Below are 23,625 nucleotides of genomic sequence, written 5' to 3'. Positions count from 1 at the left end.
CGTTCGTAGAATGTCGCGTCGATCGCGCCGTGTTTCGAGGGGTCGTGCAGCTGCGCCGACTGGCGCAGCAGCACTCGACAGACGCTTATGCTGATCCGGTCGAACGCCTTACACAACGTGGAGGGCGCGGGGAGATCGGCCGCGTCAAGGCCGATCTCCCCGGTTATTTGTGGCATCTCTTTGAGCAAGTCAATCGTCATTCGGTAGGACGTGTCGAGATAAATCCGGAGACAATAGAGGGAAACGAGAGCATAGTCGGCGAATTCGCCGCCACCTTCCGGGGCGGCGGATTCGTCTCCATCGCCAGTAACTCTTTGAGAAATCGGGACGACTTCGCTAGTGAAGCGGGAGATTTGGGTCATAGACAACTGGAGTCTCCCGCTTCAACTCCTTCGATTTAGCGACCTATCCCGACGCCGTCTAGTGATTCAACACAGCCGGTCAATCCCACTGCAGACGAGGTTCTCGGACGACCCACCTACGATTCGCTCTCCGACGTCGAGGAGGAAATCGATATCGTGGACGTGTTTCGACCGAGCCCCGAAGTGTCTGGCATCGTCGACGAGGCTCTCGCCCGCGACGACGTCAAGGTGATCTGGCTCCAGCTCGGCATTCGCGACGACGATGCCGTTGCCCGAGCAGAGTCAGCCGGCCTGCGCGTCGTCCAGGACCGATGTGTGAAACCGGAACATCAACGGCTGGTCGCATCAGCGGAGATTCTCCAAGGACGGAGCCCTCCACACCCAGTACTCCGAAAACCGTCCATACCGAGCGACCTCGTGAAGTATCCTCAGCTTCGCTCACAGAGGACAGGTTAAGTCGAGCTATTTGTGAGGTACACCACGCTGATTCTCGATGATGCGTTCTTGCATTTCCTCGAGCTTGATGAAGTGACAGAGTGGGTTCCCAGGATACACAACGGGGTTTTCGAGAACTCCGACAAGCAATCCGGTGAATGGGGCTTCAACGGTCGTTTCATCGGCTTTGAACGGGTTCGTGATCCGGCAGATCGTCTCGCCCTCGTGGACTAACTCCCCCCGTTTGGTGTTCATTTCGACGATCCCGCCGGCGTCAGCACGGAGCCACGTCTTTTCACTCCAGCCCTCGATTACGGTCCGCCAGCCTGGCCATCGAACCGTTTCCTGTTGGTAGATACCATATTCGGCGAAGACGCTTCGAACGCCATCGAGGGCGTGGTCGATCAAGTCCCGCTCGAAGCGATGTGCTTCCCCCATCTCGAGGGTGATCGTCGGAATGCCGGCGTCGGTCGCCTCGCGACGCAGCATCCCCGAGGAGCCTTCACCGGCCATAATGAGATTTGTTCCGAAGGCACGAGCGAGTCGGGCAGCCCCCTCGTCGTCCATATCGGCACGGACGTGGAACATATTCGTTCGCCCCCGCGTAGAGGTGTGAAAATCGAGGCCGAAATCGCAGGGTTCGATGAAATTATGATAGATCTGGTAAGCGATCCGGTTCGAGCTCGTGCTGTCCTGTTTCCCTGGGAAGGCTCGATTCAGGTCTCGTTCGTAAATCGGGAGATACCGCTCCTGCGCAACGAATCCCTGGACGTTCAGAACGGGGAGACAAACGAGCGTCCCACAGACGTCTGAATGGTCCCACTCCTGAGCGACTTCTCGGACGACCTCAATGCCGTTGAGCTCGTCACCGTGGATCGCAGCCGAGAGAAATGCCGTCGGGCCGGGCTGTGGGCCGTTGATAATCGTCACTGGAATGCGAACCGGATCGCCCAAATAGGTCTCACTCACTGGATATCGGAGTTCTTCCGTTTCACCGGGTTCCACACGGCCGCCATCGAATGTGAACGCGTCCGCCTGTTGTTCGCTCATCAGTCCCTACATAGTGGATCCTATCGGGTTAAGTCGAGAGAGCGGTTGTAACTGTGTTACACGTTCGCAGAACTCGTAATGACGGGGGTTCCGAATACGAACGTGAGCAACGCTAATGACTGCCTCTTCCAATTCCCCCGAACCGGAGGGTGCGACGGACTCGGCACGGTCTGCGAGCATCGATAGTGTGCAGACCGATGCTGGGACACAGCGAGTGGGCGTGTTGAGCACCCACAACAGCAAGGAGACCAAAGCGATCCTGAACGCGGTTCGGGTGCTGGGGCACGAACCCGTCTGGATCCGCGACGAGAACGTCACCTCACGGATCGAGGACGGCACTGTCCAGCTCTCACCCCGTGTCGATGTGCTCGTCAACCGGATGCTCTTAACCAAGAGTGACCACCAGCTCGAAGATCTTCAACTTGCTGCGCTCTACGAGGAGACGACGCCCGTTGTGAACACACCGCAAGCCGTCGCGAACACACTCCATAAGTATCGCGCCGGTGCGAAGCTCGCTGCAGCCGGCCTGCCAGTACCGGACGCGTTCTTCGGCCGCTCCCCGCGAACGTTCGAAGAGTGGCCGGAGCACCTCCCGGATACCGCTGCCTACAAGCATACCATCGGGACGAACGGGCAGGATATGTCGGTCGTCTCGCCGAACGAGCCCGTCAGTCCGATGATCAACGACGAACACGCGTTCGTCCAGGAGTTCCTGGAGGACTCCGACGACCGCCCCTCCGACGTGCGCGTGTACGTCGTCGACGGTGAGATCGTCGGGGCGATGCGACGCCACGCGCCCGAGGGAGACTGGCGGACGAACGTCGCGCTCGGTGGTGACGTCGAGGGCGTGACCGAGGAACTCGGGGGAGAACCGCGCCGACTCGCCACGGAGGCGACGGCTGTCCTCGGACTGGACCTCGCCGGGGTCGACCTGATGCCGATAGACGGCGAGTGGTACATCCTCGAAGTCAACGCCACCGCGGGATTCAAAGGGCTGTTCTCGGCGACGGGCGTCTCGGCCGCTCCGCACATCGCACGCCTCGCCATCGAGCGGGCGGGCGGCAGCGTCGACGCCTCCCGAGTCGTCGAACTGGAAACGACACTGGACGACTCAGTCCCCGACTGCAAACCGCCGCTCGTCCAAGAACAGGGCGGGGACGGCGTCCTCGGCTACACCTCGCGGATACGGATCAACGGCCGCGACGGGGCAGAACAGGCGGTCGCGAAGTCGGACACGGGCGCGAAGCGAACGAGCATCGACACGGAGCTCGCCGGTCGGATCGGCGCCGGCCCCCTCGTCGGCACGACCGACGTGCGGTCGGGGGCGGGAGGCGACACGGAGACCCGCCCCCTCGTCGACGTCGACCTCTGTCTGAACGGACGGTGGCGGACGGTCACCGCCAGCGTCACCGACCGGTCGGATATGACGTATCCGGTCCTGCTCGGCCGAGACGTGCTCGAAGCATACACGCTGGACATCAGCCGAACCGTCGAAGAATAACCCCGGAAACACGATGGAAGCCACACCCCGGTACCGACGCATTGAACCCCCGCCAACGGTGAGCGGGACACGGAGCGCGCAGCAATGGTTCTGACACGTATGTCTCCTCCGCCGGGGCAGAACGCCCGCCACTCCCGATGTCCGTAACGAGACGAGCCGTCCTGGAGCAGCTGGCTGCCGCGAGCGACGCGACGCGACGGGAGACGACGACCGTCGACGCGCTCGCAGGGACGCTCGGCGTCGACGAGCACGCGGTCGAAGTGCATCTCCGCGGCCTGAAGGCCTGTGATCTCGCCCGAATCGCGCCCGATGGAACCGCACGAGTGACGATCACCGGGGAGGAACTCCTGGCGCTGGACACCGATGCGGTGGTCATCGTCGACGCCGCGAGACCGAGTTCAGACGGATGAGAGGACCGGCATTTATCAGAACTGCAGGTGATATGAACCGTATGGAGCTGCATAGCTAATGGCGGGAGGCGAGGCAGATCAGCCGTCTGATCCCCCCGAGGAGGTACAGTACGACCCCGACGCGAGCCGATATAACCTCTATGAGTGCCCGGACTGCGACAACGTCGTTCTCGCGCTGGGGCGCGACGAACCGCCGATGTCGTGTCACGACAAGCCGATGGAACGGGTGACCGACGTCGAGATGAGCGTCAAGCCGCCGGACGTCAAACAGGTGCTCCTCCAGGCGTTCGGACTGCCGAAAGCCGGCCTCGACATCTGTCTGTGCGTCATCGGCGAGGGGCCGCTATCGGCCAACGAGGTCGCCGAATCGCTGGGGTACGACCGAAGCACGATCACCCGCTATCTCAACAAACTCGTGGAGTTAGGCCTCCTCAGACGGTCCGAACTGAACCGGGAGAACGGGGGCGTCGTCAACGTGTACCACTCCGTCGACCTCGAACGGATGCGACGCGAGACGCTGATCGGGTTCTACGTCTGGGCGGGTGAAGCCGCCACGCTGATCGAGGACGCGAACCTCACGAAGCAGGACTACCTGGACGAAAACCCCGAGCAGGACCTGCCGGACGTGTTCTGGGACTCGTTCGGGACCGACTGACCCCACCAGGCTCCGAGGCTCTCACGACTCCGCACGTCGTATCAGAGCGTGATCACCTGGTCGACCCCGACCTCGCCGAGGGCGGCGTAGAGGTCAGGGAAACACCCGACCGTGGCGTTCTCGATCGTGTTCGTCGGCGTGAAGTGATCCCTGCCGGCCTCGTCGGTGTGATCGAACTCCGCGAGCCCGCGCTTTCTCGCACACTGATCGCACAGCATCAAGAGCATCTCCCGCTCGTCGGCGAGGTCGTCGAGCCGTTCGCCGATCGGATCCCCTTCTCGGAGCGCGTACGTGTTGTCGTGGAAAAAGAACATCCCGGCCACGTCGACGCCGTGAGTGCCGGCTTCGAGCTGCGGCAGGATCATACCGCCGAGCACGTAGTCGATCGTCTGTCCGGCCGTCGCGAACACGTAGGCGACTTTCGTAGTCGTCCGTCCGGGCTGGTACCTATTTCGCTACCGACTCCGGAGCGGATCGCCGCTGTCTCTGACACCGGCTCTACGGACCGTCCGTTTCATAGTGATTACTCTGACTGTTTACCGCCGAACGCGACGCCCGGTGACGGCGCTCGGCGGTAAGAGACGAGAGTACTCACTATCAGTCCATCGAGAGTTCAGGATCTGCTTCCTGACCGACGTCGATCGCACAGGAGGCGGTGTATTCGACGTCGTGGACCGAGTCGATCGCCGGATCGTCGCCGCAGACCGGGCAGTCGTCCTTTTTGGTGATCTCGACGGTGTCGAACTCCATATTCAGCGCGTCGTAGAACACCATCCGCCCGTCGAGGAGTTCGCCCTTGCCGATGATCGCCTTCACCGTCTCGGTGGCCTGAATGCACCCGACGGTGCCCGGGAGGACGCCCAGCACGCCCGCGGTGGCACAGTTGGGGACCATCCCCGCGGGCGGCGCTTCGGGGAACATACACCGGTAGCACGGCGAGTCATCGCCGCCGGTGAACGTCGTGATCTGGCCCTCGAACTTGAAGATCGAGCCGTGGGAGAAGGGGACGCCCGCCAGCGTACACGCGTCGTTGACGAGGTAGCGCGTCTGGAAGTTGTCCGTCCCGTCGACGACGAAGTCGTAGCCCTCGATGAGTTCCTCGATGTTGTCCGGGCGGACCCGGAGGTCGTGCTTCTCGACGTCGACGTCGGGGTTCAGGTCTTCGACGAACTCCGCGGCGCTGTCGACCTTCTTCCGGCCGACGTCGTCGTCGCCGTGGATGACCTGCCGCTGGAGGTTCGACAGTTCGACCTCGTCGTCGTCGGCGATGCCGAGCGTCCCCACGCCGGCGGCCGCGAGGTACTGGATGATCGGCGCTCCCAGCCCTCCGGCCCCGAGGACGAGGACGTTCGCGTCGAGGAGATCCCGCTGTCCCTCGGGGCCCACGTCGTCCATAATGATGTGCCGGGAGTACCGGTCCAGCTGCGTCGGGTCGAGGTCCAGTTCGCTCATATCCCTCGTATGGAATCCCCGGGCGAAAAGGCCGACGGAGGTGTGCGCGTCTTCCGCTATCGCGGGCGCGACGGATCCCCGTGGACACCGTGGTTGCCGCCGACGTGCCGCTTATGTGTCGTACGGCCCAACCGCGGCGTATGCCGAAGATCAAAGTGCCGGCAGTGCTCGGCGGCGGCAGCGCCTCTTCGACCGTCGAAGTCGCTGGGGGAACGCTCGCGGAAGCGTTCGAGAACCACGCCGCCGAACACGGCCCGGAACTCCGAGACAGCGTGATCGACGACGGCGAGATCAAGGAGTTCATCAACGTCTACGTCGACGGCAGCGAGGTCGCCGACCTCGACGCCGCCGTCGAGGAGGACAGTCGGATTCGGGTCATTCCCGCCGCCAGCGGCGGCCGGTAGTCGAGATCGGTACGCCCTACGACGTTTTGATGCGGATCGTCAGCCCGTCGTCGTCCGCGGTCCCCGTGGCCTCCCAGCCGTGGGCCCGCGCGAGCGTCCGGACGTTCGGGAGGAGCATCCCGGTCTCCGCGGAGGGGACCGCCTCCCCGTAGCTGAACGCGCGCTCGAACTCCGCGGGCGAGAGGGCATCGCCGTCGCTCGCGATTCTGAGTTCCTCGTCCGTCCGCGAGACGGTGACTGTCGTCGCCCCGTTCGCACGGGCGAACTCGAAGGCGTTCTTAAACAGGTCCGCGATGCGGACCTCGTCGCCGTAAATCGATCCGTCGGCATCGATCGAGAGCGACATCCCGTCCGTCGTCGCGGCCGCCCAGCCGCGATCGACGACCGCCGAAACGTGGCATACGTCCCGCCCCTGGAGGGTCTGGCCGTCACGTGCGAGCTTCGAGAGGTCGGTGGTGATCCGGTCCATCCGCTTGAGGGCGTTGGTCACCCGCTCGTAGAACTCGGGAGAGGCGGACGACGACCCCGCGTCGTCGAGGGCCTCCTCGCCCATCACGTCCAGATACCCCCGGGCGATCGCCAGCGTGTTCCGGAGTTCGTGGGTGATGGCCTCGGCGAAGTCGTCGAACTGGTCGTTCTGCCGCTGGAGCTCCCGGCGCTGGCGCTCCAGAACCGTGACGTCCGAGAGGATCACGACTCGCCCGAACCGCTCGCCACCGCTCTCGAGCGACTGCCGCTCGACGGCGTAGTACTGCGTCACACCGCCGACATCGGTCTCGACGAGGTCGTCCCCGTCCGTGAGCTTCGCCGCCAGCGACGGGTACGCGGCGGCGAGCGGCTCTCCCGCCGCGTCCCCCAGGTCGGGGAAGTGGTCGGCCGCGGCCGTGTTGTAGTCGCGGATCGCCTCCTCCCGATCGAGCACGACGATGGGTTCGTCGAGCGCCTCCAAGACGTCCTGCCGCCAGAACGCCGGCAGGGCGACGAACTGCTCGTCGACGACATAGAGGACGCCGACGGCGAACACCGCCACGCCGACGGGCTCGTAGTTCAGCGTGAAGAGGAGGTCGCCGGTGTAGCTGAGGATGTCGAGGACGACGGGGAGCGCCGTGACGAGGACGAGCGCGCTGAGCGATCTCGTCTCCAGGCTCGACTGGGAGAACAGCTCGTACAGCAGATAGAAGCCGATCGCGGTGAGGACGTAGGAGAGCCCCGTCACGAACCAGTGCGCCGGCATCAGCTGAATCGTCAGGTGGGGGAACGGCTCGGCGACGAGGCTGCTCCGGAAGTAGAGGCCGTGGTAGGGGTTCGTGATCTTCACCGCGACGACTACGGTGTAGACGACGACGGCGAGCTGTCGAAACACCGGCTTGCGATGATAGTCGTGACCCGTGTAGGCGGAACAGAAGAACAGCCAGGCGCCGACGGTGGGTAGTCCTACCACCAGCCCGAGGATGTACACCAGTTCCTTGCCGGCCGGGGACGGAACGAGCAGCCGAGCGGCCTCGCTCGCCGCCCACAGCCCGCTCAGCAGGAGCAGCGCGAGGAGCCCCCGCCGGACGTCCGCGTTCGGCACCTGCGAGACGGCCCGGATCGCCGCGAAACACACCGCCCCCGACAGCGCGAAGAGGAGAACCAGCGCTATCTGGAGCGCGTTCATAGGGTAATCCTAAGTTATTCTTAGGAAATTCGCTTAAAAAGTGTTACTTAAACGCATATGCAGTTTTTTCCGCGACAGCGCGTCGAATCCCGGCGTTCCGCCACGATTACGCCGCGTCGGAGGCCAGATAGTCCTCCCACAGCGGGATGTCGGCGTACTTGTCGCCGCGGTCGCACAGCACGATCACGATGGTGTCGTCGGCGCTCAGGCCCGACTCGGCGTGCAGTTCGTGGACGGCCTGGACGCCGCCGCCCGAGGAGGTGCCAACGACGAACTGGCCGTCGACGCGGAGTTCGTCCCGCACCGTCGACTCGTCGTACTGGCCGGTGTCGACGATCGGGACCTCGTCGTCTTGGTAGCGCTCCCTGAGCTCCCTGGCGCGGTCGTAGGCGTCGTCGGTGCCGACGTAGACCCTCTCGTCGAGCACGGACTCGTCGTAGGTCTCGGGGTGGTAGTGATCGCCCGTCCTGAGGTATTTCAGGCCGTCGATGGCATGGAGCGCCTCGGCGGGCTCGAAGCCGACGACCGTCACGTCGCCCCGCTCGTGGAGCCCCCGGCCGGTGCCCGTGACGGTACCGCCGGTGCCGGCGCCCGCGACGAAGTGGGTCACCTCGCCGCCGGTCTGGTCCCAGATCTCCGGGGCGGTCGTGCGCTCGTGGGTCCCGGGGTTGTCGGGGTTCTCGTACTGGTTCGGGCGGTAGTACCGGTCGGGGTCGGCAGCGATGAGCTCCTCGCAGCGCTCGATGACGGCGTCGTAGCCCAGGTCGGCGTCGACGAAGTGGATCTCCGCGCCCGCGTCCTCCACCGCGCCGATCTTGCCGCCGCTGGCGTTGTCGGGCATCACGATCTCGACGTCGTAGCCGCGGGCGCTCGCCAGCCGGGCGATCTCGCTGCCGGTGTTGCCGCTGGTCGGCTCGATGACGGTCTTCTCGGGAGTGAGGTCGCCGCGCTCCTCCGCGCCGTCGAGCATCCCCTTGGCGATGCGGGACTTGATCGACCCGCCGCCGTACGGGGCGCCGTAGAGGTTCAGCCACTCCACCTTGGCGTAGACGGTCGCGGGCACGTCGACGTCGAGTTCGACGAGCGGCGTCTCGCCGATGTGGGCCTCGTCGAACACCGGCGCGTCGCTGTCGCTCATATCCGGATCACCGCCCCGGACGGCCAAAGGCCTGCCGTCTCCGAAATCGTCGGACGGAGACGGGAGTCGTCGCTATTGAGCGCTCCGGCGGCCTCAGATCGCACAGCCGACCTCCCGGTAGAGCCAGTGGGTCATCACGTACGTGCCGAGGATGATGCCCGCGCCCGCGAGGATCGAGTGCAGCGACAGCAGCGCGACGCCGCTGAAGAGGTTCGCGATGTTACAGCCGGGGGCCAGCCGGGAGCCGACGCCCATCAGCAGGCCGCCGACGATGGGGTTCGGCAGGCGCTGGAGCTTGGGCCACCGGATCCGGAAGTCCCCCGAGGCCCGCGCCGCGAGGAACGAGCCGACCACGACCGAGAGGACCATCAGCATGTCCACCGTGACCGAGATGTCGCCGCCGCGGAACAGGATCGACCCCCAGTACTCGACGCTGCCGACGTCGACGCCGGCCTGCGCGAGGAGCCAGCCGGCCCACTTGGCCTCGCTGCCGGTGATCGCCCAGGCCCCGTACACCCAGAACCACAGGCTGGCGACGAGCGCGAGGCCGATTCCGGCGGTCCGCGCGTCCCAGGAGTCCCGCAGGCGGTCGGCGAGCGGCCGGTCGTCGGAGCGGATCCCGTCGACGTACGCCCGACTCCCGTCGAACACCTCACGGAGCCCGATCGACAGCGCCGAGATCGAGCGGGTGGGCAGATTCGCCTGCGCCCGGGCGTCGGCGGGCGCGTCGGTCCCGCCGCGCGGCTCGTCGGGCAACTGCGCCCGGCCCCGCACGAACGCGTACAGGAGTACGAGCACTGCGGCGACCAGCACTCCGGTGAGCGCCGGCGGCCACGGCAGCGCGAGGTAGAGCGTCGCGCCGTCGCCGAAGCGCAGCGGCTCGAAGTAGACCGAGCGGAGCGTCGGGAAGGCGTACGCGAAGGCGACGTAGCCGACCCCCATAAACAGGAGCGTGATCCAGAACTGCACGTAGCCCTGGCCGGCCCGGTAGAGCGTTCCCGAGGCGCAGCCGCCGGCCATCGTCATCCCGATCCCGAAGACGAAGCCGCCGAACAGCGACGCCAAGCCCCACGGCGGCGTCCAGAAGCCCCGGAAGAAGCCCAGCGTGGCCTGGAGGCTCCAGAACAGGGTCATCACGATCACCCCCGCGATGACGCCTTTCAGCACGCGGGTGTCTTTGAACGCGACGAAGTCGCGGAACGCGCTGACGAAACAGAAGCGTGCCTTCTGGAGGAGCACTCCGAAGGCGAGGCCGACCCCGATCGAAACGAGGACGTACCCCAGTGGCGAGAGCGTTGGCATAGGAACGGGAAAGCGCTCCCGGCGCGTCCCTCTGACGAAGGGGACCAGTCTTGCCCGTTGACGCCGAAAAAGGCAACATATTCTCCTTTCGGAGACAACGGGCAATGGCTGAGCGCTCCGACGTACCTAACCCTGTACGCCCTGTTTACTCGACAATGAGCGACGAGTCCGACGACGAGATCCTCTATCCGAACCGAGGCTCCGCGGGGGAGCGAGACGACGGCGGCCGCGTGTCGCGACGGGCGCTGCTCGCCGGCTCCGCGGCGGCGGGGACGGCGGCGACGGCCGGCTGTACCGGGCTGACCGGGGGCGACGGCTCCGGCGGCGGGGGCGGGCAGGAGGGCCCGCCGACGGTGTTCGTGTTCAACACGGGCGACATGACGGTCAGCGTCATCGACGCCGAGGCGGACGAGCTGGTCACCACGACGTATTTGGGCGCGACGGCGTCGTTCCCCTCGAACCAGTACATCGTCGAGCAGCTCGATCAAAGCCGGCCCATCGCGTGGCTCAACGTCGACAACGGCGTCCGCGGCGTCGACGTCGCGTCCCTCTCCGAGGAGGCCTCCTTCGAGACCGGCTCCGGCGCCAACTGGCAGGAGGTCACCCCCGACGGGAAGCACCTGATCGTCAGCGCGCGCGAGCCGGTCCACAAGCAGTTCCGGCTCGACGCCGACCCGAGTTCGGAGACGTTCGGCGAGGTGACCGGCGAGATCGACCGCAAGCCCGAGGGCGGCCGCGGTGACCACTCGGGCCCCGGGCCGTGCGACGTCACGATCCACCCGGACGGCGAGTACGCGTTCGTCCCGGACATCTTCAGCGACACGCTCACCGTCCTCCGGATCGACCCCTTCGAGATCGTCACGCAGGTCGGCGTCGATCCGGTCGTCGACGGCGTCGACGCTGTCAGCCCGTGGATGGACACCGCCGCCTGGAACGGCGACACGCTGCTCGTCGAGAACAACGAGGGCGAGCACGGCACCGAGAGCGTCTGGGACGTCAGCGACCCCGAGAACCCCGAGGAGGTCACGCGGCTAACCGCCGAGGACGACCTCGGCGCGCTGCCGCTGACGAGCGAGATCGGCCCCGACTCGAAGACCGGCTACGTCTTCACCGCCAACTCCCAGGACGTGACCGTCGTCGACCTGGAGTCGAACGAGGTGACGAACCGCCTCGACGTCGGCGGCTCGGCGTTCGTCGGCACGTGGGGGCCAAGCCAGGAGAAGCTCTACGTCCCGGTCCAGACGTCCGACGAGGTCAAGATGATCGACCACGCCGCCGGCGAGATCACCGCGACGATCGGCGTCGGCTCCAAGCCCTACGGGGCGACCGCGGGCAACGTCCGCCCCGAGGGCGACACCGCGAGCGACCTGATGGCGTCGATGGCGAAGCTCGGCGTCGAGTTCGCGAACGCGGGAACGACGTACTGCATCGGGAACTGCGCCTGCGGCCACCAGCTGTGATGCGCGGCGGCGACAGGAATTCGACCGACGCTGGCGACGAGGCCGCACTGACTCGCCGGTCCCTCCTGGCGGCCGCGGCGGGCGCGGGCGTCGCCAGCACCGCCGGGTGTTCGGGCGTGAGAACGCCCGCCGATGTCGCGGAGGCGGCGTCGATCGGCGGCAACGTGGCCTACTTCCGCGGGCCCGACCAGGTCCGGCCGGACTCGGAGGTATTCCTCGACGCCCGGCGTCGGGAGCAGTTCCGCACGGAACACGTCTACGGCGCCCGCCACGTCCCGGTCGACGACCTGACAGCCCGGACCGAGACCGACGCGGGGCTGGTCCCCGACGCCGACGCGCTCGCGGACCGACTCGGTGCGCTCGGCCTGACTCGCGACACCGACGTCGTCGTATACGGCAGCAGCGTCGGTTCGCGGGTCTCGCGAGTGGTGTTCGTCCTCGAGTACCTGGGCCACGAGGGTGACGTCTCGGTCCTCAACGGCGGCTACGAGGCCTGGAACGGCCGCGTCGGCGTCGGCTCCCGGTCGCCCAGGGGCGCGACCTACGAGGCGTCTCCCCAGGAGGAGTTCGTCGTGACGCGCGACTGGATCGCCGAGCGAGTCGGCTCGTTCAACGCCGACGGGCCCGGCCTCGTCGACGTCCGACCGCCCGAGGCGTACCTCGGCGCCCGGAAGTCCCCGGAACTGGTCGCCTCCAACGACCGCCACGGGCACATCCCGGGCGCGATCGACGTCCACTGGACGGGGAACGTCGACGGCCGGATGCTCGCCGAGCCGGGGACGCTCGCCGGGCTGTACTTCAACAACGCGGGCCTGAGCCAGAGCGGTCGGACCGTCGTCTACGGCCAGGGCAACGTCAATCCGACCCACACGTGGCTCGTCCTCCGTGCGCTCGGCGCCGAGGACGTCTGCCTCTACGACGGCGGCTTCGCCGAGTGGGCAAACGTGCCCGAAGACCGCCGCGGCCGCTACCCCGTCGAGACGAAGACCACGACCGTCGTCGAGACCTCCGGGAGCGTCGGCGGCGGGGGTGGCGGCGGCTTCTCCTGCACCGGGTGATGCTCGTCGCCGTCCCCTGCGCCGGCGCGGACTGCGTCGTCCTGCTCGACGGCGACGACGGGACCGAGCGGGGCCGGATCGCGGTCGGGGACCACCCCGTCCACCTCGCGGCGGTCGGGAGTGCGGTGTTCGTCGCCACGATGGGCGAGCGGGCGGTCAGCGTCGTCGACGACGGGCGAGTCGGAAAAATCGGGACGGGCATCCTCGGCCCCTCGCACTTCGCGCTGGCCGACGGGCTGGTGTTGGTTCCCTGCACCGGCGGCGACGCCGTGGCGATCCTCGATCCCGATTCCCGCTCGCTCGCGGGCCGAGTCGGCGTCGGCGCCGAACCGCACGACGCCGCCGTCCGCGACGGGCTTGCGTACGTCGGCAGCCGCGTCGACGGGACCGTCTCCGTGGTCGATCCCGACGCCGCCCGGGTGAAGCAGACGATCGACGTCGGCGCGGACGCGCGGGTCCAGGGCGTCGACGCCGGCTTCGGCGCCGTCTACGCGGTCGACCAGACCGGGGGGCGCGTCGTCCGCGCCGACGAGACCGACGTCACGGCACGCGCGGACGTCGGCGCCAACCCCTACGAGGCCACGCTCGGCCCCGAGCGCGTGTACGTCGCCGGTCGCGACGACGGGACCGTGACGTCGCTCGCGCCGGACCTGTCGGATCCGGAGACCCACGGCGTGGGCGGCCGACCCACGGCCGTGTCGATCGTCGACGGCGCGCCCTGGGTGCTCGACCGCGAGCGCGCCCGGATGGTCGCCCTCGACGCCGACGCGTCGCTCTCCCTTCCGGCGCCAGCCTTCGCCGCGGACCCGGTCGGCGACGGCGACGGCGTGACGGTCTCCCACTACGACGACGACCGGGTGAGCCTGGTCTCCACTGCGGACCGCGAGGTTCGCTGGACCGTCGAGACGCCGGCCCAGCCGTTCGAGCCGCTCGTGCTGTGAACGCAGTGCGCGCGCTGAACCTAGTGGACGCGGGACGCGCGTCAGAGATACGGGAGATGACTGCGACGTTCGAAAAGGGTTTGCTTGCAGGCGACCTCGAAACCGGTAATGGCTACTGACTGGGAAGACGTCGTCGAACTCCCCGACGAGCTCGACGACGAGACCGCAGAAGAACTCTACGAACAGGCCGACGAGGTGCAGGATATGACCGGCGAGGTCTGTCCGTATCCCCAGGTCGAGGCCAAGAAGGCCATCCAGGGGCTCGGCTCCGGCGACCTCCTGGTGCAGGAGACCGACCACGTCCCGAGCACCGAGAACGTCCCGAAGGCCGTCGAGGAGATGGCCCAGGCCAACGTCTGGAAGAGCGGCGACGGGCGCTATCGCATCTTCCTCCGGAAGCGATAACGATGGTCGACGAGATCACCACCGACGAGCTCCACGAGCGCATCGAATCGGGGGACGCCCCGCAGATCGTCGACATCCGCGACCCCGACGAGTACGAGCGGGGCCACATCCCCGGCGCGGTCAACGTCCCGATGAGCGAGCTCCCGAGCCGGATCGGCGAGATCGAGTGGGACGACGACGTCGTCGTCGCCTGCCCGATCGGCCAGTCATCGGTCCAGGCCGCCCGGCTGATCGGCAGCTACGAGGACGTCGACGACGCCGGGAGCGTCCGGAGTATGGCCGGCGGCTACGAAGCCTGGGAGTACGACCTCGAATCCGAGGAGTGACGTGAGCGACTCGACCCTCGTTCTCGACCGCGACGCCTACGACGAGATCGTCTACCAGGGCTACGGCGGCGGCGACAAGGAGATCTGCGGCATTCTGGCCGGCGCGTACGGCGAGACCGAGAGCGTCGTCCACGAGGTTCACCAGGTCACCAACGCCGCGGAGACGCCCCAGATCCGCTACGCGATGGATCCCGAGGAGCAGCTCGAAGTCACCGAAGCGATCGAGGACGCGGGGCTTGAGGTGGTCGGGTTCTATCACTCTCACCCCGCGGGGCCGGTCCACCCGAGCGAGACCGACGCCGAACGCGCGACGTGGCCGGGGTACTCCTACGCCATCTGCGCGTTCGACGGCTATCCCTACCTGGGGTCGTGGCGCTGGACCGACGAGGGGTTCGAGCGGGAGATGGTCCGCCTGTCCGATGCCCCGGCAGAGTCGTAGGCCCCCGCGAGCGAGGTCGGCCAACCGACCGATACCTGCGTCCTACGCGAGCAGTTCGCTGGCGAGCACGACGACACCGACGACGGAGAAGACGGCCCCGAGAGCCGGCTCCATTACCTCGCTGGGGACGTACTTCCCGACGCGGGTGCCGACCGTCCCGCCGATGAGGACGCCGGGGATCGACCACGCCACGACGTACCACACGGGCGTCGCGGCGAGCGCGTGCACCGCCGCGCCCGCGAGGGCGGCCACCGCGAGGACGAAGACGCTGGTCGCGACGGCCACGCGCGGCGGGAGGCGACAGCGGACGATCAGTTGCGTGGTCGTCACCTCCGGGAGGCCCGCACTTATCAGCCCCGTGATGAAACCGCCGGCGGTGGCGAGTCCGACGCCGGGAGGGCGCCAGCAGGTGTCGTACGTGAACGTCTCGCCGTCGGTCGTCTCGACGGTCGTCGTCCCCCGTCCGGTGTTCTTGCGTCGGAGGAACTCCCCTTCGCACTCGCCCGGGACGCACTCCTCGGGCGGATCGTAGTACACCAGGAACCCGCCCAAAACGAGGAGCCCGACGCCGAAGGCGAGTTTGAGAAGCGTCGTGGGGACGTAGTGGGCAGCGAACGCGCCGGCGACGACCGCCGGGACCGCACCGAGCAGGAGCCACTTCGCGGTGGAGTAGTCCACGACCCGCTGCCGCACGTAGTTCAGCAGCCCGTTGCCCATCCCGAACACCTCGGTCAGGAGTCCGGCACCGATCGCCTGCGACGGCGAGAGGCCGACGATCAACATGAAGAACGGGCTGAAGAACAGCGCCCCCGACACCCCGGACGCGAGGGCCACGAGCGAGAACAGGATCGAGGCAGGGAATATCCACCAGTGGGCGAGAAACTGCTCGACCGGGAACCCCGCCGGCACGGGGAGCGACTGCAACGCGGACGTCCCAGCGGACATCGTCGCCGCTGCTGCAGGCGACGTCACGGCGAAGAGGCTAATCATCGACACGAGACCACCGAAGACGACGAAGCGGGAGCGGATCATAACGGCGTATCGAGCGAGTGAAATTGGAAGCGGGCCACGGCGTGATCGACGGACGGCACGAGACGATAGGCGCGCTTACGCGAGGATACCCGTCCCGAGGAACGCCCCCAGGACGACGCCGTAGACGACGTGAACCATCCCGAACATCACCATCATATCGCGGTCGGGTTCCATCCCGATGATCGTCCGCATCCAGAACATCATCCCGCCGATCATCAGCACGATGCCGTACACGATTCCGAGGCCGACCGCGACGGCGATCGAGCCCAGACTGAGGCCGAGCAGCGGGACGCCGACGACGAAGACCGCGCCCGCGACGATCCCGTAGACGAAGTGCAGTGCCATCCCGGGCATCGCGTAGTCCTCGGCATTCCCGTCGGAGAACTTCGCGACGAGCGCCGCGGTCGGCGGCGGACCGCCGTCGCCCATCACCATCATCACGATGGTCATTACGATCGTCGCCACGAGACCTCCAGCCAGGCCAGCGAAAACTGATACCATACCTCCACCGACGCGAGAGATCTATTAAACCGTAGCGCGGCCGTTGAATCGCGCCACACGACCGTGACGAGCGGCCCAGTCGATCGTTGCAAGCACCCTGCACTCGCACGTCAATACTAACATCTTCGCCCCCGACGGTCCAGCCAGCGACACTCATCGTTACCTGATTATGACGAACGAACCGACGGAATCCGTCGCCGAACTCGAGGGCTGGTGCGCCGGGGAGGAGTGGTGTCCGATAACGACGACCTCCGCGCTCATCGGCAAGAAGTGGCACCCGGTCATTCTGCATCGGCTCCTCGAACACGGCCCCAGCGGATTCAACGAACTCAAGGGGAACATCGACGGCGTCTCCAGCAAGGTCCTCTCGGACAGCCTCGAGGACCTCTGCGAGAAGCGCCTCGTCGAACGGGACGTCATCAACACCAAACCGTTTCGGGTGGAGTACTCCCTCACCGACCACGGGCGCTCTCTCGAGTCCGTGATCGACGAGATGTACGAGTGGGGGCTCGAACACCTCTCGGAACCGGACAGCCAGACGTCGCCGGTCGTCTGAACCGCCGCCAGCCGTCCCAGGTCGCCGCGGCGTCACCCACCGGGGTTCCGGTGTAACTCGACGGAGGGCCGCCCGTCGAACGGCGGTCGGTAGTCGATATCCATCCGGTCGTATACCGTTCGCGGGACGCCGATGTCCGCGAGGAAGAGCGACCCCTCGACGTCCCGAAGTCCGGTCTTCGGAAGCGCCAGCGTCACCGTTCGGTCCGGACTGACGGGGGGTCCCTCCTTGTGACCGTCCGACGCGTCGACGCCCGACGGGACGTCGAGCGAAACGACGGGGGCCGGGGAGCGGGCCGTCCGTTCGATCAGCTCCCGGGCCGTGCCCCTCACGGGTCCGGACAGGCCGTAGCCGATGAGCGCGTCGACGAGGACCCCGGACTCCGCCGGGTCGCCTCGCTCCTCGGCCCCGTTCCGGACCGGGACGGCCATCTCGTCGAGGATGCGGTGTTGGTGGGCGGCCGCGCCGGACAACGTGTCGGGGTCCCGGTCGAGGACTACTGTGATGGGGACGCCGTTGTTCGCGAGGTGCCGCGCGCAGACCATCCCGCCGCCGCCGTTGCCGCCGTTGCCGGCGAGGATCTCCACGGGCGCGTCGGGGGCGGAACGCGCCTCGAAGACGTGCGACGCGAGCGCGCGTCCGGCGTTTTCCATCATCTGCAACAGTTCGAGACCGACGTCCTCGACGGCGACTCGGTCGACCGCTCGCATCTCCTCGGCAGTTACCGCCGGGACGATGCGGCCGTCGTCGGTTCGGAACTCCATACCCGTCCCGAGGGACACCCGTCTGTTAGCAGTACGTCGTTCGTGCAAGGAGCACACACACCACGCCCCGGGCGGAGGATCGCCCGTCAACTAGTGGGGTCGCGGACGTCGCGTCGGTTTGTGTGCAGAACGGCTCGTCGTGGGAGTTACCCCGTGGAACGACTCGTCGCCACCGCGCTCCGGGGAACGTGATGGGTGCTCTCGGGTGACAAAAGGGGATGTGGGAGAAGGGGGGGTGTGGGAGTGAGCTACGGTTGGGGGCGTGACACCGGCAGCCGACCCCCCGGTAGCCGGTTGTCCCACGGTCCACATAAGCTCACGCGAACGTATTCGTATCCGAGTTACCGCGTGGTAATCGAATGAGTTTCCCGTTCCCGAAGGATGATTCCGGACGGTCTCGCATACCGTACCGTGATCTCCTCGTGACTCTACTGACCCGTTCTCGGAATCGCTGTGGCTGGACGAGAGGGGGCCGAGACCGGTGGCATCCGTCACTCCTGGGCGGGGGGCCGCGATGAACGTCACCGATCGGTTGGAACCCGGGGGCCTGCTCATCGCGATCTCCGGGTTCGGCGTCACGCGGTTCTTCGTCGCGGAGACGCTCAGGACCGACGCCGCGCTCCCGTTTCTGGTCGCGGGACTCCTCCCGCTCGTCGTCGGACTGGGACTGAGCGTCTACGGCGTCGTCCTCACGGTCGGACCGTTCGAGTCCGATTACGTGAACACGGTCGCCCGGTGGCACGTGTTGGGGGTCGCGGCGATGGCAGTCGTGTTCGGGATCACGGCGGTCGATCAACTGCTCCGCACCGGCGCGATCACCGTCGGTCGGGAGGCGCCGCTCCTCGTCGCGAACGTGCTCCTCGGCGGTGCGATCGGGGGGACGCTCACCGGCGTTCAGTCGGGCAGGGCGTTCCGACAGCAGCAGGAGATCCAACGGTCCGCGAACCGCGCGCTGCTCGTCAACCGACTGCTCCAACACGAGGTGGTGAACGCGATCACCATCATCGGCGGGCACACCGACGTGCTGAGCAGCACCGAGGGGGGCCGCCCGGCGTCGACGGCGGCGATCCAGCGAGCAATCGATCGGATCCGCAACACGATCGAGGAGGTCGGCGTCGTCGCTAGGGACGCCGACCGGTCGACTCGGACCGATCTCGAACGGATCGTCAGGGCCGAAGTGGAGGCCATCCGGGAGGCGTACGACGTCGATCCGGAACTCGCCGTCGACGCCGAGGACACGACCATCGTGGGCGACGATCGCCTCTCGCTCGTGGTCCGCGAGTTGCTGACGAACGCCGCGACCCACGGCGACGCACCGAGCATCACGATCACCGAGCGGCTCCACGCCCTCGAACTCACGGTCGCCGACGACGGACCGGGGCTCCCGCAGCGACAGCGGTCGCTGCTCGAGACGGGGCAGTTCCCGGAGTTCGACGATCCGTCGGCCGGGTTCGGGCTGCAGATCATCCGTCTGCTGGTGACGCAGTTCGGCGGGACCATCCGGGTGAGTTCGGGCGAGTCCGGGGACGGCCGCACGGAGATCGCGGTCGCGTTTCCCCGCACCGAACGGGAGCGGATCCGACCGGAGTCCATCGGCCTCGGCGTCTCGACTCTCATCGGCGCCATCGTGGCCGGACTCGTGGGCGGCGTCGCGATGGGAGCGTACTTCCAGCTGACGGCCGGCGTCCTGCCGGTCATCGGGTCGCTGTACGGCATCGAGAGCCCGCTGGTGGGGTGGATCACTCACCTTTTCCACAGCGCGATCTTCGGACTGCTGTTCGCCGCCGGGGTCGCAGCGCCGGGGCTCCGCCGATACGCCTCGTGGCCGGGTGGGTCCGGGGTTCTCGGCCTCCTGTGGGGCGTCGTGCTCTGGCTTGTCGCCGCCGGGATACTGATGCCGCTCTGGCTCCAGTTGCTCGGGATACCCGCGGCTCTCCCGAACCTCTCGGTCATCGGGCTCGTCGCGCACGCGATCTGGGGGACAGTGATGGGTATCACCCACCCGCTCGTCAGCGGTGCCGACCCGGCGCGGGTCCTCCACCGGGTCCGACGATGGCTGCGCTAACACGGAGCGGGCGGTTACCCGCTGGTTAGGGTGCGCTTTTCACCTTCGGGTGGCAACGTGTGGGTATGGTTACCACTTTAACTCGGAGAGCGGTGCTCGCCGCGCTCGGGACTGGGTCGGTGGCGGGCTGTCTCGGCGGCTCACGGGGCGGGTCCGCCGGTGACGCCCGGGAGCGTGCGGCCAACGGGAGCGAGCGCAATGCCACGACGGCGTCCTCGACGGGCGCACGACCGCCCCCGACGACCGAGGAGCGCCTTCCGCTGCCGATGCAGCCGGGCGAGATACGCGACCAAGCGGTGTCGGGCGGTCCGCCGAAGGACGGGATCCCCTCGATCGACGACCCGTCGTTCGTCGAGAGCGAGACGGCGTCGTCCTGGCTCGCCCCGGGCGATCCCGTATTCGGTGTGGCCGCGAGCGGAGAGACGAAGGCGTACCCACAGTCGATCCTCGTCTCCCACGAGATCTGTAACGACGTCGTCGACGACACGCCCGTGAGTGTCACCTACTGCCCGCTGACAGGGACCGCGATGGGGTTCCGGCGGGGCGAGACGACGTTCGGCGTCTCCGGTCGGCTGGTGAACAATAACCTGATTATGTACGACCGGGCCACCGAGACGTGGTGGCCGCAAGTGCTCGCGACGGCCGTTCCCGGCCCCTGGAACGGCGATCCGACCGTCCAGTCGCTGTCGGAGTTCCGGGTAGTCTGGACCACCTGGCGGCGGTGGAGAGAGACGTATCCGGAGACGCTGGTCCTGTCGCGCGACACCGGCTTCGCGTCCAACTACGATCGGGATCCCTACGGATCGTACAACCCCCGTTCCGGGTACTACAGCCCGGATTCCGGGACGATGTTCCGGTCGCTCTCGGAGGACGACCGCCTCGAACCGAAGCGCGTCGTCATCGGGACCAGAACGCCCGAGGGGGCGGCGGCCTTCGAGAAAGAGGCGCTCCGGAACCGGAAGGTCATCCACGGAACGCTCGGCGAGAGTCCGATCGTCGCGGCGTACGAGCCGACGCTGGATACCGGCTACGTGTTCCGCAATCCCGACGAGACGCGCTACGAGTGCCGGGATGGGCGCATCATCGACGAGACCGGCGAAAGGCACGAACCCGCGGCGCTCCCGGGCGAGCGCCTGCTGGCGTTCGACGCGATGTGGTTCGCCTGGAGCGGCTTCTACCCCGATACGTCACTGTATGTCCGAGACTGACCGCGGGTTCGCTGCCGGCCGCGACGCGCTCATCCGAACGCGGACGGCGCTATCCGCCGCCTGGTCCCGTCGGGACGCCCGGTTCGTCCTCGTGGGCGCGGGGGCGCTCTACCTCATCGGCTACCTGCTCACCGTGGGCGACATCGCGGTCGGCGGCGGCGGTCAGCCGTCGATCCGCGTCGCCGACGACCTCTCTCGGGCGTTCGCCAGCCTCGGGTTCTTCCGGTTCGGCGCCGTCGCCGTGGTTTCTATCGGCCCGCTGACGTACCTGTTCTCCCCGCTCAACACCGCCCTGGCGCTCGCACTCGCCGCACTCGTCGGGGCGAACCTCGCGCTCACGTACCTCGGCTTGGTTCAACCGCGCGCCTGCGGACTGAAGAGTTCGACCGGCGTGCTGGCGGGGGTCCCGGCGCTGTTGTCCGGCGCGGCCTGTTGCGGCCCGACGATCCTCCTCGTGATCGGCGTCCAGGCCAGCGCGACGATCGTCACCGGGTTCCAGTTCCTCGTGCCCATCGCGTTCGCGATGCTCGTCGGGAGTCTGGTTTCGATCGGGCGGAAGGTCGACCCTGCGGCGGTCTGACGGGCGTCCGCGGGCTACTCGCAGTCGAGCCGGCACTCGTAGGTCCGCGTGTACACCCAGTACTCCCCGTCGGTCGCCGGAGCGAACTCGGCGTACTCCACCGAGACGAGGGGGTCGTCGGCCCGGTCGAGCGTCTCTACGTAGTTCTACTCGCCCGCCTGCGCCCGAGCGGTCACCCGCCGCTCCCAGACGTGGATCGACTCCTCGCGCACGTTGATCGCGTAGGAATCGGGGATCGCCGTTTCGCGAGGAGGTTCCGCCGGCGCTCGATCGCTGTCGGACATACACGAAGGTTCGTGGGAGACTCTGATGACGCTGTGGCGGGAGCGCAACGCCGATACACGATCGGGGGTGATTTATCAACTCCCGGCGACTGCTCTCCGCACGACCAGTCTCCGGGTAGCGAGCCCGATAGTGGCCGTGTGATCTCACGTGACTTCGGAGCAAACAATCCGGGACGTCCTCCCCCGAGATGCGATCCCCTCGATCGACGACCCGTCGTTCGGTCGGGAGTACATCGGCGATCCCGGCGACGAGGTGATCGTCGTCGACGGTGACCCGCCCCGCGCGTACCCGATCCGGATCCTCAGTTACCACGAGATCGTGAACGACGCCGTCGGCGGGCGGCCCGTCGCTGTGACGTGGTGTCCAATCTGCTGGAGTGCTGTCGTGTACGACCGGACCGTCGACGGCCGGACGCTCACGTTCGGAACGTCGGGAAAGCTCGCGGACGACGCGCTCGTGATGTACGACCGCGAGACTGAAAGCGAGTGGCAACAGCCCACCGGCGAGGCCATCGCGGGCGAGTTGGCGGGGCGGCGACTGACGGCGCTTCCCGCGCCGATCGTCGCCTGGGCGGCGTTCCGGGAGCGCCACCCGGACGGGGTCGTCCTCCAGCCCGTCCGCGGATCAGCCGATCCCGGCGGGCCATCCCCGAGCGAAGTCTACGATATGACCCCCTACGAGCGGTACGCAGACGGCTCGGAGTTCGGCCTCTATGGGATGCGAGGCGAGGGACCTCGGCGCTCCTGGAAACGAGACGACCTCGACGCCAAAACCGTTGTTCTCGGGGTCGAGATCGGAGACGACCACGTCGCCTACCCGATCGATCGAGTGGCCGCCGCGGGCGGTGTCGTCACCGACACTGTCGGTGCCGTCGACGTCCTCGTCGTCGCGGACGAGGGGACCGCCGCCGTCTTCGAGGATCCCGGACTCGAGTACGAACTCCGCGACGGGACGATCCGCGCCGACGGGGCGACGTGGGACCCGACGACCGGCGAGAGCGACGACGGCCGGCGGCTCGCGCCGGTCCCGTCGCGGCGGCTGTTCGCCTTCGCCTGGCAGGACGCGCACGGCCCCGACGCGTTCTACGAGGGGGGTGCGGACCGGTGAGCGCGGCGGACGACCCGCCGGTGACGGGTTCGCGATCGGACGGGGACGCGGACGCCTCGGATGCGGCGGACCTGCCGGAGTCGCGAGCGCTCCCGTCCGTCGGAGCGCTCCTCACCGTCGTGGTGGCCGGGCAGCACCTGCTCCACCCCGAGAAAGGGATGCTCGAACTGTTCGCGGTCCTGAACGCGAACCCCGCGTTCCTGCTCTTCGATCCGCGCCCGCTCGCGTTCACCGCCTCCGGCGTCGCCCTTTTCGTCGGCCTGTCGCTGAGTCGGAACGCGCCCGACAGGCGGCCGTACTACCTCGCCGGGATCGCCGTCGCGGCCGTCTACCTCGTCGGCTATTTCGCCTGGCACTTCACCGGCCACGGCGGCTTCCTCCCCGGGCGCGAGCCGCTGTTCCACGGCCTCCCGCCGCTCGAAAACGTCGTCAGTCACCTCACGACCGACGTCTGGGCGGCGACGACGAAGGCCGGCGAGGTGGCGCTGATCATCGTGCTGTCGCTCCTGTACCGCGCGGAGTAGCGCGAGTG

Annotated in this window: 26 protein-coding genes and 2 pseudogenes; 17 read left to right on the top strand and 11 right to left on the bottom strand. The window is 67.4% G+C overall.

The genetic code is table 11. The annotated features are described in order from the left end of the window. A pseudogene (locus tag ACQUQ0_RS15855) lies at positions 1–362 on the bottom strand (IS5/IS1182 family transposase); the annotation flags it as partial. Positions 363–437: 75 nt separating this feature from the next. On the opposite strand from ACQUQ0_RS15855, the pseudogene ACQUQ0_RS15850 reads away from it, so the two are divergent. Beyond that, positions 438–704: pseudogene (locus ACQUQ0_RS15850) on the top strand (CoA-binding protein); the annotation flags it as partial. 120 nt (positions 705–824) lie between these two features. Here ACQUQ0_RS15850 and ACQUQ0_RS15845 read toward each other — a convergent pair. Continuing rightward, positions 825–1,847 (bottom strand): succinylglutamate desuccinylase/aspartoacylase family protein, encoded by a 1,023-nt coding sequence (locus ACQUQ0_RS15845; RefSeq protein ID WP_435186527.1) that lies wholly within the window; start codon positions 1,845–1,847, stop codon positions 825–827. A gap of 187 nt (positions 1,848–2,034) precedes the next feature. On the opposite strand from ACQUQ0_RS15845, the gene ACQUQ0_RS15840 reads away from it, so the two are divergent. The 3 genes from ACQUQ0_RS15840 (at position 2,035) to ACQUQ0_RS15830 (ending at position 4,413) form a co-directional block, all read left to right on the top strand. Beyond that, positions 2,035–3,348, top strand: coding sequence for a RimK/LysX family protein (locus tag ACQUQ0_RS15840; RefSeq protein ID WP_435186525.1), 1,314 nt, complete (start codon positions 2,035–2,037; stop codon positions 3,346–3,348). 137 nt (positions 3,349–3,485) lie between these two features. Beyond that, positions 3,486–3,758 (top strand): hypothetical protein, encoded by a 273-nt coding sequence (locus tag ACQUQ0_RS15835; protein ID WP_435186524.1) that lies wholly within the window; start codon positions 3,486–3,488, stop codon positions 3,756–3,758. Between the two features lie 58 nt (positions 3,759–3,816). Then, positions 3,817–4,413, top strand: a complete 597-nt coding sequence (locus ACQUQ0_RS15830; protein ID WP_435186523.1) for a helix-turn-helix domain-containing protein — start codon at positions 3,817–3,819, stop codon at positions 4,411–4,413. A gap of 41 nt (positions 4,414–4,454) precedes the next feature. On the opposite strand, the gene ACQUQ0_RS15825 is transcribed toward ACQUQ0_RS15830, so the two are convergent. After that, positions 4,455–4,823 carry a SaoD/DsrE family protein gene (locus tag ACQUQ0_RS15825; protein WP_435186522.1) on the bottom strand — a complete coding sequence of 123 codons (369 nt, stop codon included), beginning with the start codon at positions 4,821–4,823 and terminating at the stop codon, positions 4,455–4,457. A gap of 187 nt (positions 4,824–5,010) precedes the next feature. Next, complete coding sequence (gene ubaA, locus ACQUQ0_RS15820) at positions 5,011–5,865, bottom strand: SAMP-activating enzyme E1 (RefSeq protein ID WP_435186520.1); 855 nt, start codon at positions 5,863–5,865, stop codon at positions 5,011–5,013. A gap of 140 nt (positions 5,866–6,005) precedes the next feature. On the opposite strand from ubaA, the gene ACQUQ0_RS15815 reads away from it, so the two are divergent. Further along, positions 6,006–6,269 (top strand): MoaD/ThiS family protein, encoded by a 264-nt coding sequence (locus ACQUQ0_RS15815; protein WP_435186519.1) that lies wholly within the window; start codon positions 6,006–6,008, stop codon positions 6,267–6,269. Between the two features lie 16 nt (positions 6,270–6,285). Here the strand turns inward: ACQUQ0_RS15815 and ACQUQ0_RS15810 are convergent, their stop codons facing one another. The 3 genes from ACQUQ0_RS15810 to ACQUQ0_RS15800 form a co-directional block, all read right to left on the bottom strand. Continuing rightward, entirely contained in the window at positions 6,286–7,926 is a 1,641-nt protein-coding gene (locus ACQUQ0_RS15810) for a histidine kinase N-terminal 7TM domain-containing protein (protein WP_435186517.1), read from the bottom strand. Positions 7,927–8,032: 106 nt separating this feature from the next. Then, positions 8,033–9,064, bottom strand: a complete 1,032-nt coding sequence (locus ACQUQ0_RS15805) for a PLP-dependent cysteine synthase family protein (protein WP_435186515.1) — start codon at positions 9,062–9,064, stop codon at positions 8,033–8,035. Between the two features lie 93 nt (positions 9,065–9,157). Further along, entirely contained in the window at positions 9,158–10,366 is a 1,209-nt protein-coding gene (locus ACQUQ0_RS15800) for a YeeE/YedE family protein (protein ID WP_435186514.1), read from the bottom strand. Between the two features lie 155 nt (positions 10,367–10,521). On the opposite strand from ACQUQ0_RS15800, the gene ACQUQ0_RS15795 reads away from it, so the two are divergent. The 6 genes from ACQUQ0_RS15795 to ACQUQ0_RS15770 all read left to right on the top strand — a co-directional run bounded on the left by ACQUQ0_RS15795 (position 10,522) and on the right by ACQUQ0_RS15770 (position 14,995). After that, the gene (locus tag ACQUQ0_RS15795) at positions 10,522–11,826 is read left to right on the top strand and encodes a YncE family protein (RefSeq protein WP_435186512.1); all 1,305 of its coding nucleotides are present in this window, start codon (positions 10,522–10,524) and stop codon (positions 11,824–11,826) included. Then, entirely contained in the window at positions 11,826–12,884 is a 1,059-nt protein-coding gene (locus ACQUQ0_RS15790; RefSeq protein WP_435186510.1) for a sulfurtransferase, read from the top strand. The genes ACQUQ0_RS15795 and ACQUQ0_RS15790 overlap by 1 nt, the downstream gene beginning before the upstream one ends. Then, the gene (locus ACQUQ0_RS15785) at positions 12,884–13,825 is read left to right on the top strand and encodes a YncE family protein (protein WP_435186509.1); all 942 of its coding nucleotides are present in this window, start codon (positions 12,884–12,886) and stop codon (positions 13,823–13,825) included. The genes ACQUQ0_RS15790 and ACQUQ0_RS15785 overlap by 1 nt, the downstream gene beginning before the upstream one ends. Before the next feature lie 108 nt (positions 13,826–13,933). Next, positions 13,934–14,230: a sulfurtransferase TusA family protein gene (locus ACQUQ0_RS15780; protein ID WP_435186507.1), complete on the top strand. Its 297-nt coding sequence runs from the start codon at positions 13,934–13,936 to the stop codon at positions 14,228–14,230. 2 nt (positions 14,231–14,232) lie between these two features. Further along, complete coding sequence (locus ACQUQ0_RS15775; protein WP_435186505.1) at positions 14,233–14,556, top strand: rhodanese-like domain-containing protein; 324 nt, start codon at positions 14,233–14,235, stop codon at positions 14,554–14,556. A 1-nt stretch (position 14,557) separates the two neighbouring features. Then, entirely contained in the window at positions 14,558–14,995 is a 438-nt protein-coding gene (locus ACQUQ0_RS15770; RefSeq protein ID WP_435186504.1) for a desampylase, read from the top strand. 42 nt (positions 14,996–15,037) lie between these two features. On the opposite strand, the gene ACQUQ0_RS15765 is transcribed toward ACQUQ0_RS15770, so the two are convergent. Both ACQUQ0_RS15765 and ACQUQ0_RS15760 read right to left on the bottom strand, forming a co-directional pair. Then, on the bottom strand, positions 15,038–15,985 hold the full coding sequence (locus ACQUQ0_RS15765) for a sulfite exporter TauE/SafE family protein (protein ID WP_435186502.1): 948 nt from the start codon (positions 15,983–15,985) through the stop codon (positions 15,038–15,040). A 117-nt stretch (positions 15,986–16,102) separates the two neighbouring features. Next, positions 16,103–16,528 carry a hypothetical protein gene (locus ACQUQ0_RS15760; RefSeq protein WP_435186501.1) on the bottom strand — a complete coding sequence of 142 codons (426 nt, stop codon included), beginning with the start codon at positions 16,526–16,528 and terminating at the stop codon, positions 16,103–16,105. A 169-nt stretch (positions 16,529–16,697) separates the two neighbouring features. Here ACQUQ0_RS15760 and ACQUQ0_RS15755 point away from each other — a divergent pair, with 169 nt between their 5' ends. Continuing rightward, the gene (locus ACQUQ0_RS15755) at positions 16,698–17,084 is read left to right on the top strand and encodes a winged helix-turn-helix transcriptional regulator (protein ID WP_435186500.1); all 387 of its coding nucleotides are present in this window, start codon (positions 16,698–16,700) and stop codon (positions 17,082–17,084) included. 32 nt (positions 17,085–17,116) lie between these two features. Here ACQUQ0_RS15755 and ACQUQ0_RS15750 read toward each other — a convergent pair whose 3' ends face one another. Then, on the bottom strand, positions 17,117–17,848 hold the full coding sequence (locus ACQUQ0_RS15750) for an NAD(P)H-hydrate epimerase (protein WP_435186499.1): 732 nt from the start codon (positions 17,846–17,848) through the stop codon (positions 17,117–17,119). Between the two features lie 514 nt (positions 17,849–18,362). On the opposite strand from ACQUQ0_RS15750, the gene ACQUQ0_RS15745 reads away from it, so the two are divergent. From ACQUQ0_RS15745 to ACQUQ0_RS15735, 3 genes are all read left to right on the top strand, one after another. Beyond that, complete coding sequence (locus tag ACQUQ0_RS15745; protein WP_435186497.1) at positions 18,363–19,913, top strand: ATP-binding protein; 1,551 nt, start codon at positions 18,363–18,365, stop codon at positions 19,911–19,913. A 65-nt stretch (positions 19,914–19,978) separates the two neighbouring features. Next, on the top strand, positions 19,979–21,121 hold the full coding sequence (locus ACQUQ0_RS15740; protein ID WP_435186496.1) for a DUF3179 domain-containing protein: 1,143 nt from the start codon (positions 19,979–19,981) through the stop codon (positions 21,119–21,121). Beyond that, positions 21,108–21,701, top strand: coding sequence for a hypothetical protein (locus tag ACQUQ0_RS15735; protein WP_435186494.1), 594 nt, complete (start codon positions 21,108–21,110; stop codon positions 21,699–21,701). Before ACQUQ0_RS15740 ends, ACQUQ0_RS15735 begins: the two co-directional genes overlap by 14 nt. A gap of 146 nt (positions 21,702–21,847) precedes the next feature. Here ACQUQ0_RS15735 and ACQUQ0_RS15730 read toward each other — a convergent pair whose 3' ends face one another. Then, on the bottom strand, positions 21,848–21,985 hold the full coding sequence (locus ACQUQ0_RS15730; RefSeq protein WP_435186493.1) for a hypothetical protein: 138 nt from the start codon (positions 21,983–21,985) through the stop codon (positions 21,848–21,850). Between the two features lie 148 nt (positions 21,986–22,133). Here ACQUQ0_RS15730 and ACQUQ0_RS15725 point away from each other — a divergent pair, with 148 nt between their 5' ends. Both ACQUQ0_RS15725 and ACQUQ0_RS15720 read left to right on the top strand, forming a co-directional pair. Continuing rightward, entirely contained in the window at positions 22,134–23,093 is a 960-nt protein-coding gene (locus ACQUQ0_RS15725) for a DUF3179 domain-containing protein (protein WP_435186491.1), read from the top strand. Further along, positions 23,090–23,617: a hypothetical protein gene (locus ACQUQ0_RS15720; protein WP_435186490.1), complete on the top strand. Its 528-nt coding sequence runs from the start codon at positions 23,090–23,092 to the stop codon at positions 23,615–23,617. The genes ACQUQ0_RS15725 and ACQUQ0_RS15720 overlap by 4 nt, the downstream gene beginning before the upstream one ends. The last annotated feature ends 8 nt before the right edge of the window (positions 23,618–23,625 follow it).

This window comes from Halobellus sp. EA9 (assembly GCF_051195055.1).
In the GTDB taxonomy this organism is placed as follows: Archaea; Halobacteriota; Halobacteria; order Halobacteriales; family Haloferacaceae; genus Haloquadratum; species Haloquadratum rubicundus.
The sequence above is the reverse complement of the archived record's forward strand: the minus strand, read 5'-3'. Positions and strand labels throughout refer to the sequence as shown.